Source organism: Nostoc sp. (assembly GCF_036916975.1).
Taxonomy (GTDB): domain Bacteria; phylum Cyanobacteriota; class Cyanobacteriia; order Cyanobacteriales; family Nostocaceae; genus Nostoc.
This window is the reverse complement of the sequence record NZ_JBALFF010000040.1, coordinates 1-19842: the sequence shown is the minus strand read 5'-3', so window position 1 is coordinate 19842 and position 19842 is coordinate 1. Positions and strand designations below refer to the sequence as shown.

The 19842-nt window shown below is 40.0% G+C and carries 17 protein-coding genes; 8 read left to right on the top strand and 9 right to left on the bottom strand.

Features of this window, described 5'->3' with window-relative positions; translation table 11 throughout:
- Positions 1 to 2: 2 nt before the first annotated feature.
- Together V7K73_RS09195 and V7K73_RS09190 are read right to left on the bottom strand one after the other, a co-directional pair.
- Complete coding sequence (locus tag V7K73_RS09195; protein ID WP_334879179.1) at positions 3 to 209, bottom strand: hypothetical protein; 207 nt, start codon at positions 207 to 209, stop codon at positions 3 to 5.
- A 101-nt stretch (positions 210 to 310) separates the two neighbouring features.
- Positions 311 to 1114, bottom strand: coding sequence for a M15 family metallopeptidase (locus V7K73_RS09190; protein ID WP_334879177.1), 804 nt, complete (start codon positions 1112 to 1114; stop codon positions 311 to 313).
- A gap of 102 nt (positions 1115 to 1216) precedes the next feature.
- Between V7K73_RS09190 and V7K73_RS09185 the strand changes: the two genes are divergently transcribed.
- Positions 1217 to 2134 carry an AEC family transporter gene (locus tag V7K73_RS09185; protein ID WP_334879209.1) on the top strand — a complete coding sequence of 306 codons (918 nt, stop codon included), beginning with the start codon at positions 1217 to 1219 and terminating at the stop codon, positions 2132 to 2134.
- 233 nt (positions 2135 to 2367) lie between these two features.
- Here V7K73_RS09185 and tsaB read toward each other — a convergent pair whose 3' ends face one another.
- Both tsaB and V7K73_RS09175 read right to left on the bottom strand, forming a co-directional pair.
- Positions 2368 to 3027 (bottom strand): tRNA (adenosine(37)-N6)-threonylcarbamoyltransferase complex dimerization subunit type 1 TsaB, encoded by a 660-nt coding sequence (tsaB, locus tag V7K73_RS09180; RefSeq protein ID WP_334879175.1) that lies wholly within the window; start codon positions 3025 to 3027, stop codon positions 2368 to 2370.
- Positions 3028 to 3360: 333 nt separating this feature from the next.
- On the bottom strand, positions 3361 to 3609 hold the full coding sequence (locus tag V7K73_RS09175; protein WP_196523277.1) for a Ycf34 family protein: 249 nt from the start codon (positions 3607 to 3609) through the stop codon (positions 3361 to 3363).
- A gap of 86 nt (positions 3610 to 3695) precedes the next feature.
- On the opposite strand from V7K73_RS09175, the gene V7K73_RS09170 reads away from it, so the two are divergent.
- Positions 3696 to 5000: a CCA tRNA nucleotidyltransferase gene (locus V7K73_RS09170; protein ID WP_334879172.1), complete on the top strand. Its 1305-nt coding sequence runs from the start codon at positions 3696 to 3698 to the stop codon at positions 4998 to 5000.
- A gap of 1038 nt (positions 5001 to 6038) precedes the next feature.
- On the opposite strand, the gene V7K73_RS09165 is transcribed toward V7K73_RS09170, so the two are convergent.
- Entirely contained in the window at positions 6039 to 6971 is a 933-nt protein-coding gene (locus V7K73_RS09165; protein WP_334879207.1) for a lysylphosphatidylglycerol synthase domain-containing protein, read from the bottom strand.
- Positions 6972 to 7099: 128 nt separating this feature from the next.
- Here V7K73_RS09165 and V7K73_RS09160 point away from each other — a divergent pair, with 128 nt between their 5' ends.
- The 6 genes from V7K73_RS09160 (at position 7100) to V7K73_RS09135 (ending at position 14632) form a co-directional block, all read left to right on the top strand.
- The gene (locus V7K73_RS09160; RefSeq protein WP_334879170.1) at positions 7100 to 8077 is read left to right on the top strand and encodes an alpha/beta hydrolase; all 978 of its coding nucleotides are present in this window, start codon (positions 7100 to 7102) and stop codon (positions 8075 to 8077) included.
- A gap of 137 nt (positions 8078 to 8214) precedes the next feature.
- Positions 8215 to 9123: an alpha/beta hydrolase gene (locus V7K73_RS09155; RefSeq protein ID WP_334879168.1), complete on the top strand. Its 909-nt coding sequence runs from the start codon at positions 8215 to 8217 to the stop codon at positions 9121 to 9123.
- A gap of 230 nt (positions 9124 to 9353) precedes the next feature.
- Positions 9354 to 11024: a phosphatidylglycerol lysyltransferase domain-containing protein gene (locus tag V7K73_RS09150; RefSeq protein WP_334879167.1), complete on the top strand. Its 1671-nt coding sequence runs from the start codon at positions 9354 to 9356 to the stop codon at positions 11022 to 11024.
- 290 nt (positions 11025 to 11314) lie between these two features.
- Positions 11315 to 12700 carry a hypothetical protein gene (locus V7K73_RS09145; RefSeq protein ID WP_334879165.1) on the top strand — a complete coding sequence of 462 codons (1386 nt, stop codon included), beginning with the start codon at positions 11315 to 11317 and terminating at the stop codon, positions 12698 to 12700.
- Positions 12701 to 13652: 952 nt separating this feature from the next.
- Entirely contained in the window at positions 13653 to 13928 is a 276-nt protein-coding gene (locus V7K73_RS09140; protein WP_094349845.1) for a DUF485 domain-containing protein, read from the top strand.
- 263 nt (positions 13929 to 14191) lie between these two features.
- Entirely contained in the window at positions 14192 to 14632 is a 441-nt protein-coding gene (locus V7K73_RS09135; protein ID WP_334879206.1) for a sodium:solute symporter family transporter, read from the top strand.
- 308 nt (positions 14633 to 14940) lie between these two features.
- Here the strand turns inward: V7K73_RS09135 and V7K73_RS09130 are convergent, their stop codons facing one another.
- The 4 genes from V7K73_RS09130 to V7K73_RS09115 all read right to left on the bottom strand — a co-directional run bounded on the left by V7K73_RS09130 (position 14941) and on the right by V7K73_RS09115 (position 19524).
- Positions 14941 to 15723: a hypothetical protein gene (locus tag V7K73_RS09130; protein ID WP_334879164.1), complete on the bottom strand. Its 783-nt coding sequence runs from the start codon at positions 15721 to 15723 to the stop codon at positions 14941 to 14943.
- A 675-nt stretch (positions 15724 to 16398) separates the two neighbouring features.
- Positions 16399 to 16632 carry a hypothetical protein gene (locus tag V7K73_RS09125; RefSeq protein ID WP_334879162.1) on the bottom strand — a complete coding sequence of 78 codons (234 nt, stop codon included), beginning with the start codon at positions 16630 to 16632 and terminating at the stop codon, positions 16399 to 16401.
- 460 nt (positions 16633 to 17092) lie between these two features.
- The gene (locus tag V7K73_RS09120) at positions 17093 to 17935 is read right to left on the bottom strand and encodes a tetratricopeptide repeat protein (protein ID WP_334879160.1); all 843 of its coding nucleotides are present in this window, start codon (positions 17933 to 17935) and stop codon (positions 17093 to 17095) included.
- Positions 17936 to 18603: 668 nt separating this feature from the next.
- Positions 18604 to 19524 (bottom strand): ribonuclease D, encoded by a 921-nt coding sequence (locus V7K73_RS09115; protein WP_334879158.1) that lies wholly within the window; start codon positions 19522 to 19524, stop codon positions 18604 to 18606.
- Between the last annotated feature and the right edge of the window lie 318 nt (positions 19525 to 19842).

Here is a 19842-nt window from a genome sequence, read left to right as displayed (position 1 = left end):
GGTTAATCCTCCATATATTTCGGGAATTCGGTTTCGCCTTCAAATACACAATTGTATTTAAGAATTTTGTCTCCAGTTGGTTCTATCCGTAGTAGTTTCCACCCATATTTTGCTTCTATTTCGTAGCATTGCCGACGTTCTGTAGCTGCGTGTCGAGAGATTTTTTCTGGAGTTGCACCCTCATTGTCTGGCTTGCTACCCTTGGTCATGCTGTACCCTTGCGATCAATTTTGCTGGAGGGTTCATTTTGTCTCAAAAATTCATCGATAAAATCAACCAGAATCTCATCCTCTTTCTGTGTAAACCTCTGTTATTGAGGCATCTTAACAGGTTTCAAATTTCTGGCTTTGTAGAACATTTCTAAGCTATTGCGATCGCCTACAAAACGCCAGTGCCACGGCTCATAACTCACACCTTGAACATTATCTTTAGGAAATGACATTTCAAAGCCAAAACGCGCTGCATTTGCTTGCAGCCATTGATAAGCCTTGGTATGGTCAAAATTAGGTTGGACATCAGTTGCTGCTACTGCTCCGTCTCCAATATCCACAGCATAACCTGTGTGATGTTCGCTATGACCAGGAGGAGCGCTCAGGGCTGCTCGTTGTGCTGGCGTTTGATTTCGTTGGGCACCGACATCAAAAAACAACTGCTCTTGGTCTTTGACTGAGCGAAAGCCAGAAATTGGTACTAAAATTACACCTGCACTCCGCGCTGCTGCTACCATCTGCTCAAACTTTTGGGCGGCAGCTTTTCGCATTCTAATGCCCCTCTTTGCCGAGATAGTTACTAGTTCTGATTCCGGGGCTTCTGGGTATGGAAAATGCCCTAACACAGTCTCGCTAGTATTATTAGATGCTGCTGTCGTTGCCGGAGTAGGAGTAACTGGTAAAGGTTGAGAATCGGCAGTTTTTTTAGGTGCAGTGACGAAAAATAAAAAACTGCTAATTAAAGATAGCAAGACAAATCCCGTTACTCCCCCAATTAGCAGAATTCGGGGTTGCAACCAAAATTTAGGTGTTGCATCAGGGGTATCGCGTACAGCCACTGGAATATCATCACCAAAGTCATTCGATGAGTTTTGCGGTTTTCCAGAAAACCCTGCCTTATTCAAGGGTAAACTCCTGTTTTTGTGGAATAGCCATAACAGATTTTGCACTGGACAAAAGTAAACGTAACAGGTAGCATTTTACATCTGTGGTTTTTAGGCGCAATCTTGACAAACCTTTTAGAACTATACGTCAAGCTGGGTGGATTAGTGCTGGTAGGTTTTATTCTGGGACGCAAACTTCCTGTGACAGTTCCTACACGTTTGGGACAGTTCCTTTTTTGGGTGGGAGTACCCATCAGCATAGTATCGTTTTTGCGTCAATCTAGTTTATCGGGGCAAATTTGGATTGCACCTGCCTTCGCTTACCTAGCCATTTTACTAGGAGCATTTTTAGCTTGGTTAGGAATTAAAGCACAAGCCTATTTTAGAAATACTGTCCCCCTACCACCAACTCAGGCTAGCTTGATATTAGCAGCAATGTTGGGTAACACAGGTTATCTTGGTTTTCCGATCGCTTTAGCAATGGTAGGTAAGGAACACTTCGCTTGGGCGTTATTCTACGATTTGTTAGGTTCATTCCCAGGAACTTATGGCTTGGGTGTGTTCCTAGCAGCCCGTTTTGGCGGTGGTGTCCAGAATCATTGGCAGACTGCTAGAGCAATCTTAATTAATCCTGCGCTGTGGGGTTTCGGATTTGGCTTGCTGTTTCGGCAGGTGACAATTCCCACAGTTGCGGAATTATGCTTAGAGAAATTTGCTTGGAGTAGCGTAGCTTTATCTCTGGTGTTAATTGGAATGCGACTGGCGCTGCTCAAATCTTGGCGTAGTTTACCACAAGTAGGAATGAGCTTGGGAATAAAAATGTTGGTAGTTCCCTTGATCTTAGGTAGTATTTTACCACTGTTTGGGATAACTGGGGCGATCGCCAAGGTAATTGTCTTACAAATGTCCATGCCTCCAGCTTTTGCCACACTGGTAATTGCTGAGGCATTCAACCTCGATCGCGATTTAGCAGTTACTGCCTTAGCTGCTGGGGCTATACTATTGCTGCTTACTCTCCCAGTTTGGTTGTGGCTATTTTGATTATTGTGATAGTTAAACTCCTCAGTGGTTGTTATCAATAAGTTCGGCGCTTGTTTGGGCTTCGTTCATAATCGCTCGTTTTTAGAGTAAGTGGGCGGAAATAAAATAATCATCAGTAGCTCGTGCGCTTTAGCGCTAAAGCGCAACTAAGAGCCAAATACAGAGGTTTTACTTTTCGTTACATAGTTTGGTTTTATCTTGCCTAGCTAATTATGGCAGTATGTCTACAAGCATTATGCATCCTGTACTGGATGCTGCCCATAATATGGCAAAGCCTCTGACCAATTAGGACACTTGCCCTCTTGCCAATCGAGATTAGCTAATTCCAAAATACTTGTCACCGTCGCTGCTAACCCAGATTGAGCTTGAATCAACTGATAATTAGTGTTACAATTAGCTAAAGTTTCCTGCCATGCTTCTGGTGTGAATACTCTATCTGACAAACACACTCTTAGTTTAGAAGCATCTGGCTCAAACTGATAAATAGCAGCAAAAATTTGACCTCGTTGGGCTGGCATTTCCACAGCAATAGTTTTGGGATTTTGACTTTTGCTTGCTTCTGACCAAGCGATCGCAGCCAATGTTGAAATCGCAAATACAGGAATATCTAACTGTTGCCCTAAAGTCCGAGCAGTCACAACACCAATCCGAGTTCCGGTAAAACCGCCAGGGCCTTTTGCAACTGCAATATAGGAGAAATCTGCCCAAGTTTGCGGTTTAATAAATTCAATTAAATATTGATGCACTAAACTAGATAAATCACGCCCCAAATTCCAAATTTGAGCGCGAGTATCGCCTGCAAAATTACTAATTGCCAAACCTAATTCTGGTGTGGTGGTATGTAGTGCTAAAGCGTATTTATTTATTGGAAGATTTTCTAGTTCAGTTGTCAAAGTTAGTTATAATATCTATTTTTATAGAGTTAAGGTGATTTATTCAAGCATATAACATAGCGGTTCACTCTTTGTGCGATCGCAGTAGCTAGCAGTAGACACTAGCAAGCGCTTATAGCGGTTCTCGTTTATGTGAGGTACATCCGTAAGGGCTTGTCTTAGACAAGACCCTACACCTGGCGATATAATCTTGTAGCGCATCTGAATGGGAACCACTATAACAGTTTCGCATCCCCTAACCCCGAATCCCATTTTTGCGATTCGGAGAACTAGAGAATTTGCTCCCCTCTCCCATTTTTGGGAGAGGGGCTGGGGGTGAGGGCAAATTTTCTGTTAAGTTGGCACTAATTCACCAGGACGCAACTTCGACCACTTACCCGTTTCGCGCTTAAAGCTCAGACAACCAACAACATCCCATTCCATTTCAATTACATCATCTTTAGTCCGAATGTTGACATTGATAGAAGGTTCATTCGGATCAAAATTTGGTGTTTCGGTCAAGTGAGGCTGTTGGTGCTGCCCTTCTACGGCATGATAGGTAAAACAGCTGTCTACATAGTGGCAATTCACGCAAATACACATAATAGAACCAACTCCAGGGGCCTTTATTGTTAATCTAACTTAAGCCCAACTGTTATTCGTGAGTTGCTGGGTTGATTTTTATTACAATGCATGAATCGATTCCTTCTACTCTAGCTCCCGAAAATTGGCCTTTCAGCTTGGAATTCTTGCCACAACCCGCTTACATGGTAGGTGGCGCTGTCCGAGATGCTATCCTTGGCAGAACTCGCCAATATCTGGATCTAGATTTTGTTATACCATCTAAGGCGGTAAAGGTAGCGAGAGCGATCGCTCGTCATTACAAAGCTGGTTTTGTGTTACTCGATGCAGAACGACAAATTGCTCGTGTAGTTTTTCCCGACGCTACGGCTGACTTTGCCCAACTTGAAGGAGATAGTTTAGAAGTTGATTTGCACAGACGGGATTTTACAGTAAATGCGATCGCTTATAATCCCCATACGCAAGAAATCATCGATCCTCTGCAAGGTCATGTAGACTTACAACAGGGCATTTTGCGAATGGTATCACCCGCAAACCTAGAAGATGACCCTTTGCGGTTAATGCGAGGTTATCGTCAAGCCGCCCAACTAGGTTTTACTATTGAGCCAGCTACCCAAGCCGCAATTCGTTCTTTGGCATCACATATCAGCAAAGTTGCAGCCGAACGAGTTAGGGTAGAAATTGGTTATCTGCTAGCAAATTCTCAGGGTACTCCCTGGATTACAAGTGCTTGGGAAGATGGTTTACTTGCCCCTTTCTTCAAAAATGCCACCCGTGAAAGCTTGCTCAAACTAGCAGCAGTTGACGAAGCAGCTGCCTTACTCAGCCAAAATTGGCAACAATTAGGGGTACAACTGCAAGGATATGTCCGCGATAGTATTAAAACTACTTGGTTAGGTATTGCAAAACTTGCTTGTCTTGTCAACCCAAATCCAGAGTTAGCAGAAATAGAACTACAGGAATTAACTTATAGTCGCGCCGAAATTCGGGGTGTAATTACTGCCTTGAAACTGTTACCGCAGCTTCAAGTAGTTGATATGTCTTTGCGAGAACAATACTTTTTCTTCCATGACGCAGATATTGTGTTTCCCGCTATGACAGTCTTAGCTGTAGCACTTGATATTTTGGTAGAGGCGATGTCTAGTGACAAGCCACTACACACAGCAGTGGAAACCAAAGCAAAACGCTGCCTTATTTGGGCATCTTTGATTAACCGCTACCTGAACCCTGATGATCTGGTCGCTCATCCCACTCCACTAGTGAACGGGAAGGAGTTGATTATAGCATTAGATATTCCAGCTTCGGCAATTATTGGGCAACTGTTGAGAGAAATTGGTGTAGCACAAGCTGAGGGGAAAGTCTCAACAAGAATAGAGGCGATCGCACTTGCACGTCAATTACTTGAAGGTTAGATATTAAAATAATTCGTAATAGAGCCTCCGGCACGCTCCGCGGTTTTCATGGCCCTTTGGGCTGTACGTAATTCGTAATTATGTTTTGTGACGAGCAAGCTTTCGGCTCAATGATATACCAAAATCAATGCGTGAATTACTCAAATGAGAAAGCAAACTGGGGTTTGAGAAAGTAAAAGCTTCTTTTGCTTGTGGAAAACACCAAAATGAGAAAGTAAAAGCTGCTTTTGTTTGCGGAAAACACTAAAATGCGAGATTAAAAGCTGCTTTTGTTTGCGGAAAACACTAAAATGCGAGATTAAAAGCTGCTTTTGAAGAAGTAAAAGCTGCTTTTAAAGAAGTAATCAGGCATTTTTACTTATTCAATATTAATTTTAGTCTAGGCGATCGCGCTTTTCAGTTTTATCACGGTACGCTTTGCACAAAACTAGCTTATTCTGGATTTATGCTGCCGAATGTGAAAATAAGTAGGTAGCCAAGATAAAACCAAACTATGTAATGAAAAGTAAAATCTCTGTATTTGGCTCGTAGTTGCGCTTTAGCGCAACTACGAGCCAGTGATGATTATTTGCGCCCACTTACTTAGCACCGCAGGATTCCGCATTTAAAAATAACAGTAGTTACTGATTTTACAAATTTGATATCAAAAGCCCTCACCCTAAATCCCTCTCCCAAGCTTGGGAGAGGGACTTTGAAATTTGCTCTCCTTGTGCCAAATTTGGGAGAGGGACTTTGAAATTTGCTCTCCTTGTGCCAAATTTGGGAGAAGGACTTTGAAATTTGCTCTCCTTGTACCAAATTTGGGAGAAGGACTTTGAAATTTGCTCCCCTTAGGATTTGTGTAAAAATAACCTGAACAATTTTTGTGTGAAAGCTAGATTTAGTAAGCTATTCCAAATAAATTTTGTACAACTTATTTTTACATGATGCCTTATCCCAATTTTGGGATAAGGACTTTGAAATTTGCTCCCCTTCTCCCAAACTTGGGAGAAGGGGTTGGGGGATGAGGGCTTTTGATTCATGCAAGAAGCCTATATTTTAATTCCCCGATTTAAATCTAATTTCATAAAGTCCAAGCAAACCTGCTGCTACTAGCAAAGGTAAGAAATAATAGATTCCCCGATAAGCTAACATTGAACCCAAAATTGCCGCAGCCGAAACTTTAGATGAGAGAATCAGCAAAATTATAGTTTCAAATACTCCCAAACCACCGGGAACATTACTAACAACCCCCGCAAACATTGCTAGTAAGTAGATTCCCAAAAAGTCTAGATAGGACAAAGATATATTGCCAGGAAGCACAGCATAAAGAACTGCTGCTGCTAAAATCCAGTCAAAACTAGAAATTGCTATTTGAGCCAGGGATATTTTAAAGGAAGGAAATCGAAATTCTTGTCCCCGAATTATTAATGGTTGTTTAATAAAAATACTTCCTAGTAAATAAATAGCGACTAATAGCATAAAAATCACGCCGATGGGACGCACAGTAGCAAAAGGTAAATGTATTTGAGTAGGAATTTGGAGTGGGTTGATAATAAACAAAAAACCTGCAACAGCAAACATCCCCAACCAAAAAGTAAAATTAGCGAAAGCAATTACTTGAGCGATCGCAACTGCTGATACTCCCCAATTAGCATAAAATCGATAACGAATAGCACTGCCAGTTAGCAAGGCAAACCCGATAGTATTACTAAATGCAGAGCTAATAAAGCTGGTTAAAGCAATCTTGTTCCAACTTAGGGAACGATTAATGTAGCTAAAACCTAAGATATCGTACCCAATCATCACCACATAGCCCAAGACTGTCAGCCAAATTGCCCAGCTTAAGCGACTTTTGGGAATTGCTGCTAGAGCGTTGAGGATATCACGATAATTATACTGATGCAATTCGTTAGCGATCGCCCACAGGCAAAGCACCAGCAGCAACAAGCCAAACAAAGAACTAAAATTGAGTCGCAGCTTTTTAAGCATCATCAAGAAACTTATCCTAACCCTTGACTTTTAATTTACAACCAGTCGTAAAGTTTCCATCCTGTTGACACATTATTGACATATCATTTGCATAAGCTTTTGTAGGCAAACATCGGCTAACCCAATAGATGAACTACAAACAATCTAAAATTCTCTTGCTAGTTTCAGCATTAACTCTCGTTGGCTGTAATTTTTCCCAAAGTACCGTAGCAAAACCACCGCAACAGCAGGATTTACAAACAACGCCTTCTGTTCTTCCAGCCCACTCCAATACTAGCGACTCAGCTACTCGCCTAACTTACAAAATTGAAACTTATAATAGTCAGGTAATGGGCGCAAGTCGGACTTACGGCGTTTGTTTACCCCCTGGTTATGAAAAAAACCCAAAACAAAGCTATCCTGTAATCTTTCTCCTTCACGGTGGACATGGTAATCCCACTGATTGGTTTAATCAGAATAAGGGACAAGCTCTCAAAACTGTGGAACAACTTTATACTAAAGGTAAGTTGCCACCCAGCATCATTATCACACCAGATGGCAACGACAAACGTGGCTCTAGCCCCTACCGAGATCCCGAATATATTGATGGCGCTAACGGTAAAGTCTCTACAGCCGTGGGTGATGAGTTGGTAAAAGTTGTGCAAAGCCGTTATCGGACACTAAATAATCCAGATTTTTGGGCGATGGGTGGTTTATCTTCTGGTGGTTGGGGAGCAATGAATGTGGGATTACACAACCTCGATCGTTTCTCGATTTTATTTAGTCATAGCGGTTATTTTCATGATAAAAGCGGCCCAATCAATAGCCCAATAAGTTATATCAAAACCATTCCTTTACCATCTCAAAAAAAGTTGCGAATTTATTTAGACTCTGGTATATCAGATATTGAAGAAATTAACGAAGCTCAAAATTTTAGTCAAGTCTTAAACAAGCTAAAAGTTTATAATTTGTTTCGTCAGTTTCCGGGTAGCCACACTTGGAAATACTGGCGGGAACATTTATCCGATTCGTTGACATTTGTGGGGGAACAATTTCGAGTTGCTGAAATAGCACATAGGGCTGAGAGGTTAGGTATTAATCAGAATAAAAATCCTCGAAATCATTAGGAATTCCCAGTAAAATCATCCTCTTTTGGAAATACATTGATATTTAAATATCAATGTGGGAAACTCAGATGCAATTTTTCAGCAGATTAACTATAGTAAGTTCTAGTGGAGGTGATTTTTTTGAACCGTTAATAAATATGAAGATTTCTAAATTTTTAATTAGTTTAGTAGGAGCGATCGCACTCCTGACTACTGCTGGTTATTATTATGTATTCATTTTAGGTGCGCCACAACTAGATCCACCTCAAAAAGAGGCAAATAGTGGGTTAAAGTTTCAATTAGCAACCTTCAACTCCCAAGCGATGGGTGCAGTCCGCAACTATGGCGTGATTTTGCCGCCTAATTATAATAAAAATCAGCAAAAGCGCTATCCAGTGATATTCTTACTACACGGTGGTCATGATGATGTCCGTGCTTATGCTGATAAATATGCCCTCTTAGATGTATTGCATAAACTTTATCAAAGTAAAAAATTACCCCCATCGATTGTAATTACACCTGATGGTAATGATAATCGGGGTTCGAGTCCTTTGTACGACCCCGATTATTTTGATGGGCCAAATGGCAAAGTGGGGACTTTAATTGGATCAGAACTAGTGCAAGTTGTCAAGTCACGCTACCGCACTTTAGAAGAACCCCAGTTTTGGGCTTTGGGCGGTCTTTCTTCTGGAGGATGGGGGGCTTTTAATATCGGGTTGCGCCATCTCAACAACTTCCAGATTCTGTTTAGTCATAGCGGTTATTTTACCGATAATAGCGGCTCGCAAAATAGCCCCCAACAAATCGTGCAACAGCTATCAATTGAAGATAGGAAGCGATTGCGTGTTTACATAGATGCGGGTCTGAACGATACTAATTTATTGGCTTCTACCAAAGATTTCAACGAAACCTTAAATAAATTAGCCATTCCTCACGTATTTTATGCGTTTCCTGGAGGTCATGGTTTGTCTGGTGCTGATATAGGCTGGAACTACTTCCACAAGCATCTTAAAGATTCGCTCTCCTATGTAGGGGAACAGTTTAAAAAATTCGGAGTTAAAAATTAGGAATTAAGAGTTAAAATTTTAAAAATTAGGTTCTACTGCTTACCTTGTGCTACTGAATTAAAATTGAGGTGTTATGGATAAAATTGAAAACATTATAATTTAATCCCTATAATTAACACAGCTGATAAAGCTGGTTTGTTAATTATTTTAGTCAATAAAGAGAATGGGAGAGTCAAAACTCCTAGTTTATAACTACTAACTACTAACTTGTAATTAATACTTTTAGAGTAATGACTAATAATTTAAAAACTCAGATTGGACTTTGGAGTGCAGCTTTACTTACAGGTTTAGTCGGAGTAGTAAATTTGTTATCAGCAGTGACACCTAACCTATCTGGGCGAAATCACTGGTTGAAAGAATTTTTACCATTTGATATCCGCGCTAGTGGTCATATATTTGCAGCCCTGACTGGGTTTGTATTACTAGCACTTGCGACTAATTTATTACGTCGAAAAAGAATAGCCTGGTTACTTACCATTGGTCTACTAGTGATTTCCATTTTCAGCCACTTGCTGAAGGGATTGGACTATGAAGAAAGTCTCCTCTCTGGAGTTTTGCTGGTGCAATTAATCTTGATGCGCCATTATTTCACAGCGCAATCAGACCGTCCTTCAATCGCACGGGGAGTTCGAGCGCTGATAGGCGCTTTATTATTTACTCTGGCATACGGAACCATTGGATTTTACTTATTAGACGGCAAGTTTTCAGAGAATTTTAATTGGCGTGAAGCCATAGTTCAGACTTTGGCGATGTTCTTCACCGAGGATAATTGGGGACTGCAACCAAAAAGCAAATTTGGAGCATTTTTTGCTAATTCTATATATGTTATTGCCGCAGTTACTATTACCTATGCAATGGTAATGTTATTGCAACCTGTGTTTTGGCGGAATCTAGCAACCCTAAATGAGCGGAAAAAAGCTAAAGAAATTGTTGAGGAATATGGATGTTCTTCTTTAGCAGCATTCACACTTTTAAATGATAAAAGTTATTATTTCAGTCCTTCAGGTAATAGTTTAATTGCTTATGTTCCCAAAGGAAGGGGTGCGATCGCATTAGGAGATCCCATCGGCCCCATTGAAGACCGCAAAGAGACAATTGTTGCTTTTTGGCAGTTTTGCCAGCGCAATGACTGGTATCCTGGTTTTTATCAAACCTTGCCCGATAATGTTGAACTTTACAAATCATTGGGGTTTAAGGTACTCAAGATTGGAGAAGAAGCGATCGTTGACCTGAAAAGTTTTACATTACAAGGTAAAGCCGGTAAAAACTTTAGACCATCAATCAGTCGTTTAACTAAGCTAGGATACCAAATTGAGTTTTATCAACCACCCATCAGCAATGATTTATTGCATCAGCTAAAATCTGTAAGTGATGAATGGCTGAAGATGGTACAGGGTTCGGAAAAACACTTTTCTTTGGGTTGGTTTGACGAAGCTTACCTGCGAGAGTGTGAGATTGCTGTGGTGCATAATTCCGAAGGTAACATCAGCGCTTTTACCAACATTCTTCGAGAGTACCAACTCAACGAAGCTACTATTGACATGATGCGACATCGCGCGTCCATCGAAAATGGCACAATGGACTTTCTATTTATTTCCCTGCTTCAACATTTTAAAGAGGGTGGCTACGACAGCTTTAATTTCGGTCTTTCTGCACTTGCGGGAGTTGGAGAAAACCCAGAATCACGCCGCTTGGAGAAAGTATTGCACTATTTATACGGGCATTTGAATCGCTTCTACAATTTCAAGGGACTGCACGCCTACAGAGAGAAATTCCGCCCCCGTTGGGAACCACGTTATTTAGTTTACCCCAGTTTAGCTACCTTACCAGATGTAGTTGTAGCATTAATTCGCGCAGATTCAGGCGATCGCCTCTTCGATTATTTCAAACCCGGAGCCTAAATCTGGACTGAAAAAATAACCACTAAAGTCCTTACTACGAACTTACTTACCGTCAATTTATTGACAGACTACTATCACGGGCTACGCCTACACAATTTGGGATTTTATGGTACAATTGTACTATAAAATCCCCCAGCCCCTCTCCCTTAATATGGGAGAGGGGAGACATAATTCTAGTTCCCCGAATCGCAAATGATGGGATGAGGGCTATCAAGGGAATGGCACCTGACGGGATGCTCCCGTTTAACAGGCTTGAAAAGATTCTTGACCTTTATATAGAAGGTAGCAATATGACGAATAATAAAATTTCTCTGGTAGAACTAATCCAAATTTTTGCCCAATATCGCAACAATATTATCGTCAATATCAAGCACCTGCAAGAAGATTATCAAAGAACAGGTATCAAGCGCGTTAAAGGTGTGAGAAACGAAAATGGGGAACTGCTTCAGCCTTGGTTGCGAACAGAAAATATAGATAATGCTGAGTATGTTGGTATGGGCGAGTTTCAGTTTAATCGCAATACTGCTACTATCAATATGCTTATCAAACGTAAAGTCAAACTTGCCAAATTTGCAGACCAAACCCCCACTATTGAGGTAGCAGGTTTGCTAGTAAATGACCTGAATAGCTTTAATAATTACACGATTGTCAGTGACGGCAAAATAAACGTCAAGTCTTTACAAGTCAAAATCAGCAGTAAAAAAGCCTTTGACTTGCTAAAAGAAAAGGGTGTGTTGGATGCAGAAGATTTTGACTTTCGTGCTGAACATACCATTGAGTTAGATAAATTGCCGCTTGTAGCTGCAAATAGTTGTTACAGTAGTATTCATGGGCTATTCAATGAACTCGCAGAAATTAAAGTACTTACTAGTATTATTTCTGCTCACTTAAGAAATGAGTCAGATGTATTTGTAGCAGGACAGTTAGATGAGTTTAAAAAGCACTATCTGTCTAAAAATGTTTACATCAACTTTCCTACAACTAATGAATATGCAGATATCCATGAAGCGCTAGTTAATGGTACTCTTGACTCAAGACTGAGTTATAAAATTGATATCGGTAGTCAAGATATTCTTAACCTCAGTAAGTTTCATTCGGCTAAGAAATTTTTGAATAGAATGTATCGTCTTTATGATAAGATAACTGGAGAAATTATCATCAAGCCTACTTTTGCGATCGCATTGAATGAAAATCTCGCAGTTCGGCACAGGCTACTATCATCACGCACCAAGATTAGAAAAGTTGACGAGTTGATGAAACCAATTTTTGATGATTTTCTTGGGCTTGAGCAAAATGGCATTGTTGGAGGTATTCTTAAGAAAGTTGGGGCTGATACTTTAGCACAGTTATTGCAAGAAAATCTTGCTGGTAAGCAGATAAGCAAAGAAGAAATGGTTGCAGCTTTAACGACGGCAAATAATAAGCTAGAACAATATGCAGAAAATATCTACCAAGATAAAATATCTCCCTTAGTATTTTACATTGGTTGTACTGGGGTATTGCCAGATAAAATGCAAGCAAAACCCATGACTACCGAAGAAGCTGTTACTAAATATCCCAATTTGCAATTCTCTAAAGATGAGCAGCAAGGTAGTTTTTTTGCAGTTGGTGATACTATTCTCAGCATATATGCCAAAACTGAATATTACAGCAAACTTATTTCTGTCGGTGTATAAAATTAGATTGCATTCTCACAAATCTTATATGATTTCTGAGAATGCAACCAGTAGAACCCCCAACAGGGCTATTTCATTCTCATCTAGTCCGCCTCAGAATGAATTCACCAGGCGTATAGCGAAAGTCGTCTTTAGACGACTAAGAATAAGGTTATAGTCCGTTTTAACGGACTTTAGCTAAAAGCCAAAGAACTTTAGTTCTGGGCGGTTTCTGTCTAGAATGAAATAGTCCTGGAACCCCCAATACGGTTCGGTTAAGCCCAAAAATAAAAATATGTAGGTTGGTTTGAGGAACGAAACCCCAACATTTTCAGGGATTTGTTGGGTAACACTAAAGTTCAACCCAACCTACAAATCTTGTTAACCGAGCAGTATTGGGCTATGCCTACGCACTATTAAATCGCTGATTTATACCCCTAATTTTTAGCACCTATAGCGGTTCTCGTTTATGTGAGGTACATCGGTAGGGGCATGGCAGTGCCATGCCCCTATACCTGGCGATATAATGTTGTACCGCATCTGAATAAGAACCGCTATAAGAAAAAATCTCACTGCTTTGAAAATTAATTTGCCTTAAGATTAGTAGTTCTCTATTCTCTGAGTGAGATTAATAAGCCTGTCATTTGCTGTTATTTAACTTTTTATTTGCCTTTAAGTAGGTAGGCAAGATAAAACCAAACTATGTAACGAAAAGTAAAATCTCTGTATTTGGCTCGTAGTTGCGCTTTAGCGCTAAAGCGCAACTACGAGCCAGTGATGATTATTTGCACCCACTTACTTAGTTAGTCATGAAACGTGTCTGAGTTAATAAAAAATCAGTTGTATATCACTTAGCAAAGTTAGTTTTATTACCTGATATGGCAATAGATTTACTAATAATCTTTAAGAAAATTACGCAGAAATCAGGTTCAATGAGACAATCTGACCTAATCTTCTCAACCTAAAGGAAGACATGAACGATCGCACAAAGGCTCTCCAGGCTCTCGCGGCTGAACGTTGGCGGGTATCCCTGATTCTCACTGGAGCCATGATGTTTATTTACTTTGGTTTTATCCTATTAATCGCGTTCAATAAGCCCCTGTTGGGGTCATTAGTAGTTCCTGGCCTCAGCCTGGGAATTCTACTGGGGGCGTTGGTAATTGTCTCAGCATGGGTATTAATTTTTATCTACGTGCGTTGGGCAAATAGCAGTTATGACGACCAAATAGCAAGGCTGACACGTAAGTGAAGGGGATGAGGGAGCAGGGGAAAAAGAACATTAGACTTCTTGCATGAATCCTTGCCCTCACCCTAAATGCCTCTCCCAATTTTGGGAGAGGGACTTTAAAATTGTCTCCCCTTCTCCCAATTTTGGGAGAAGGGGTTGGGGGATGAGGGCTAGTTTTGCATTCGTGCAAGAGGTGTATTGATTTATTTACCAATGCCCAATGCCCAATGGCTATTAGCAATTTCTAGTTCAAAATCCAAAATACTAAACCAAAAAAAGCATGAATTGCTGACGAGTCAGAACAGCTAAAGGTGGCTCGCGGTGCAACAATGGTTTTGGGGTTAGTGGCGATATTTTTGGGCATCTTGTTTAAAGGGCAAAATGTAGCTTATATGGTAGGTTTAGCATTTGCGATCGCTGCTAGTGCAAACTTCCCAGCATTGCTCTTATCCATGCTTTGGCGACGCTTCACTACCAACGGTGCGGTTGCGAGTATGTTGGTAGGTACTGTCTCCTCTTTGGTGCTAATTTATTTATCACCTACTATTCAAGTAACGATTCTCAAGCACGCTTCTGCACCCTTCCCGCTAAAAAATCCTGGATTAGTTACTATTCCCCTAGCGTTTATTGTAGCGATCGTCGTTTCACTATTGAGTACTGAACAGCAGGCACTAGAAAAATTTGCCGAAGTTGAAGATCGCATCCACATTGGTTCTGGGCTGTGATTTTGTTAACCGACAAAATAGCTAAAAGGGCGGTTATAAACCGCGTCTACACAGGCCAAACCCACCTTCCTGGGTTAAAATAAAAAACTCAATTTTTCCCTAGTCCGCGTAGCCGCGAATTCTATTCGCCTTGGCTGCGCTCCCTGTTTGTCTCCATTGGTGGCGCGGTAAACCTAAACAGTTAGGGGCTTCCAAATAAAAAAATACTCAAAAAACTGGCGAAAAAACTCTCTCCTGCTTATTCCTCTGTGTTCTCTGTGTCTCTGTGGTTCGTTTATTTGGATAATTTATTTCTTGGAAGTCCCTTATCAGCGATTTTCTGTCCGTAAAATAGTAGTGCCAACAGAATTCGCTAATTCCAAATCTTCTAAAAACATTTCATTAACAGTCTTTTGACGGTAAATCATCATTTCCCGCACCCAAGATTCATGACCTTGCTCCATGTACTTACCAATGCAGTAACCAGAGTACTCAATATGCTTAGTTTCATCGAAAATCAATAAATCAGACATTCGAGTTACTTTTGCTAAGTCCTTAGGTGTAGCATAAGCTTGCAGTACTGGACGCAACAATAATTGTAGGATCAATGCCCGAATTTCTAAGAGATTGATTTGGATAATTTCATCCATCACTAACAAATCATCCATTATCTGAGCCGAAGAAATAGGAACTAGCGGCGGATGCTTGTGGTGATAGTATTGCGGAGAAAAGGCTTTCAACTCTGTACGGAAATCTGCTTCTGTTTTTGTCGGAAAAATAATATTCAACAGTGCCACAAACATTAGTGAGTGGCGCGACTCATCAATCGAGTGATTTCTCACCAACTGGGCAAACTCCTGATTTTCGATCTGTTCTGAGAATTGCCAAACTTGTTTAGAACCAGTTCCTTCTTCAACGACGTTAGTAATCAGGGAATTAGAGAACCACTCAGCATTCCGAGCAAACTGACGATAGGAATTACCGTACCATCCCATACCGTGTGGTGGTGGATGAATTTCGCAAGCCTGTCTCAAAACAGATTGATAATCTTCAAGAATCTGGCAGTTATAACGTTGTAAATAATTTAGCGCCAACTCACTAACATTGTTCATATATTTTATCTAAAAAAACTATATTTAGTATAACTACTACCCTTAATTGGATAATTATTAGTAGCACATAAGTAGGTAGGCAAGATAAAACCAAACTATGTAACGAAAAGTAAAATGTCTGTATTTGGCTCGTAGTTGCGCTTTAGCGCTAAAGCGCAACTACGAGCCAGTAATAATTATTTGCGCCCACTTACTTAACTCTTAAAGCATAGGTGTAGATAATTAGGTAGACGTAATTAAACATATAATAAACCTCACCCTGCCTCCGGCTTCCCTCTCCGATACTTTGGAGAGGGATTGAGGGTGAGGTTTTATATTTAATTTGACCCATTTACTTACAAACCTGAGAGGATATTTAAAAACTCTTGGGCAAATATAATGAGACTGTTAGCAATTGATAGGGAGTTTAACCCATCAACCCCAATCCATATTAATTTCTTGAATTTTAGTGCATTTCAACGCACTTGAGCTATTAGCCCGCAATTTATTGTAGGGCGGGAAAACAACGCAGAATCAATATTTTAGGGGTGTGGTAACAAGAGAGTGAATTGACCAACAGTCTCATATAATTTGCTACTAGACAAACGAAGTCTGATCCGAAGTCTGAGCGCCGACTAATAGAAAATCATTAGACTTTTCAAACCTCCTCTTAAACTTAATCTTTTAATTGAAAGATTAATTGTCGTTGCTTTTGGGTGGTGCTGCAACGATTCTAATTGGAAAATGGGGCTTGGGTGTTACTGCAACGATTAGAATTCCAAAAGGGTGCTTCACCGGGGATGGACATTTACTACCCTTGGAGGTATCTACTGGCACGCTTGTACCACCTTTGATTGCCTCCATGTCTTCTGGACTTAAATCAAAACTAATTAGTTCGTTATCTAGATTATCTAGTTTTAGATTTTCCATCTGTTTCACCTCAATTTAATTACTATTAACCGGAAAAAATCTCTAAATACACAAGCTTATTTCTGAGTTGAAAAACTTAAACAACGCTTTTAAATAATTCGTTGCTTAATTTTATGACTTACGCCAAAAGGCAGTAAAATCCTTGATTTTACGTAGGGCAATTCATGAATTGCCCTTACATTTCGTACCTGATGCCTAAATCCTAAATTTATTTTGGAGATTCACTATTGTTTTACAAAGTAGCATTATTACTGCCTACTTTAGCAAGTATTACATTACGTAAAGGGGACATAAGTAATTTACTTTTACTCGAATATTAAAAGAACCTCACCCCGCCAATTGCTAACGCAATCGGCTCCCCTCTCCTTAGTAAGGAGAGGGGTTGGGGGTGAGGTGAAGTTTTTGAATGCAATTTGGTATAAGCCCGACTGTTCGCCTTTAACTAAAACCCTGCTTTTGGCTACTGTCCAAGTTCTTTGATGTTTTTCATCACTTGTTCATATAAATCATTGTTACCTTGACTTTGAAAAATGTTTGCTGCTTGTTGTAAGTCCTTCAGCGCTCCCTGCTTGTCTCCATTGGTGGCGCGGGCATTTCCCCGGTTATTGTAAGCAGGGGCAAAATTAGGGTTGAGGCGAATGGCTTGATTGTAATCTTCGATCGCACCCTGTGGCTCTCCATTGACATAACGGGCATTTCCTCGGTTATTATAAGCGATCGCATATTTGGAGTTGAGGACAATCGCTTGGTCAAAATCATCTAGCGCCTCTCTTTTTTGTCCCAAGGTAGCGTGGGCATTTCCCCGGTTATTGTAGGCTTCGGCATAGTTAGGGTTCAGGCGAATCGCTTCACTGTAATCTTTCACTGCTTCTCTGTTATTTCCTAGTGAGGCGCGGGCATTTCCCAGGTTATTGTAGGCTTCCGCGTCGTTAGGGTTGATGCGAAGTGCTTGATTGTAATCTGCGATCGCTTTTTCTTTGTCTCCCGAATCAAAGTAGGCTAATCCCCGCCCGTTGTAGGCAGCGCCATATTGAGAATTTTGCTGAATTGCCTTAGTATATGAAGCGATCGCAGCTTGTAAATCGCCGTTTAAATGCTGATTCTTTCCCTGAAGATAAGATTGCCCACCAATAGAAGCTGTAACTGAACGACGGCTAGGTTGACTAACTCCTATTTCTGTTACCAAAACATTGTCATTCTTACTACAAGAAACACTGCTAATTGCTGTCAATGTAGTAAAAATAGCTAGGGTAAATACTTGATTTACCCTTGTTCGTTTTTGTTTAAATAAACGCCGTCTCATAATTTAATATAAACTGCCATAACACCTGAACGCAATTAGTACTATCTAGATTTTAATTTTTTAACTCAATAGTTAATTCTAGCTTTTAATAGACATTTCAAGCTAATTTATAAATTTACCTGATATTCAATAAATTGATTTAATAGTTATATTAAGGAAAACTCATCAAACATAAAGTATAAAACTTGTCATTTTGGCTCTTTGCTATTGTCATCTCTGTAATTCTTGACAATGGATTTATGAGCAGGAACTTACTATTATTCATCTTTTTTATAATCCTTTTTGAAAAAAAATTGAAATATTAACTGCTGTCTGTGGGTTGAAGTCCCCCGGTTCAATAAAAAAGCAAGTAATGCGATTGGGGTTAAATCGGGAGCATCCCCATGAGTGCTTAAATCTTTTCCCTCACCCCCAGCCCCTCTCCCAAACATGGGAGAGGGGAGACATAATTCTAGTTCCCCGAATCCCAGCTTTGGGATTCGGGGTTAGGGGATGAGGGCAAACACAAAGTTTTTGCACCTGACGGGATGCTCCTGTTAAATCCCCATTACAAAACAAAATTGACGAATTACGAATTACGAATTACGAATTACGAATTACGAATTATTTAATATCTCTTCTAAGATAATAACTCTATAAAATCTCGCATTTGTAGCCATCTAAACAATTTACTCATCCTCAATATCACTTTCTTGAGTTTTGGCATTTAGCCGCCAAGAGGTGGTTTTTTCAATATCTACAGAAAGTTGTTCTAGATTTTGTCCTAAATCTTTTTGGAGTTTCTGAGTGAGTGTGATTGGAAAATCTAAATTAATCCCTTCACTTTGCGCTAGCCTTGCCAATTGTGCAAAAGTAGCTTTGACTGTAGTCCGTTCATAACTAGTCAGTTTGTAATAGGCAGTTTCAGATATATTCTGAGCTTGCATGGCTTTTTTCATGCGTTCTTGTAAATGTTCAGATTCTGAATTTAACAACTTGCATTGTTGCTCAAGTTGCGAGTATCTGCTACTTAGTGATATTAAGTCTTCCGTTGCGGGATCGGGGCTGGCTTGGGCTTGTAAAGCTAATAAATTTGAGTGAATTTGAGCCAGATAAATACAATCTAAGTAAGCATATTCTATCTGTTCTTCAGTCAGAGGACGTTTTCCCCAATCGCTTGTTTGTTCTTGTTTATCGATATTGTTAAAGCTACAAACTGATGTAGCTATGGTTTTGAGTTGATAATTAGGTAATGGTAAAAGATAATAGGGAATTTTTTTTGCTATATCTAAAGTACAAGTAATATTTTTGGCTTTTTTGTTACCGAGAAGCTTTAGATCGTAACTGGCGTTATGAAAAACTTTTTCAATTGCAGAATTTATCATAACTTTTTCAATAAATTCAGCTATAATATTAGGTTTATCTAGGACATCTAAAAGGTAGACGCGATCGCCACTCATATCTTTGGGATTATCTAATACCTGAATCAGCGATAGTCGGGGATTACGACTTTTATAGTCAGCAACTTCTGTATCTATCCACAGCGTTTTAGCGTTGGTATATTCAGCGACAATGGCACTAATTTCGCGGGCGGAAGTAAGGTATGGCATTGGCTAATATTTCCTGATATTTGGGGGATTGTAAGTAAGCCATAGTTTTATAAAGTAACATTTTGTTGGTAATTTTGCTGCCACAGGATTGCAAAAATGCTGAAGTTTTGAGTTACATAGGCTTAGATATCGCCAAACTGACTTAAATCTGATAACATCGAGTCACTAGTGGCTGCATAGTCTACCATCGCAAGAGCTACTGTGCATCTACATTAAATTCATAGAGAGGTAAACTAAATGACAAAAAACTTTGCTAAACTTATCTATAATTAGGTATTTTAGACAAGTTTATGTGGAAGGTTGCAGAATTTGGAGGAT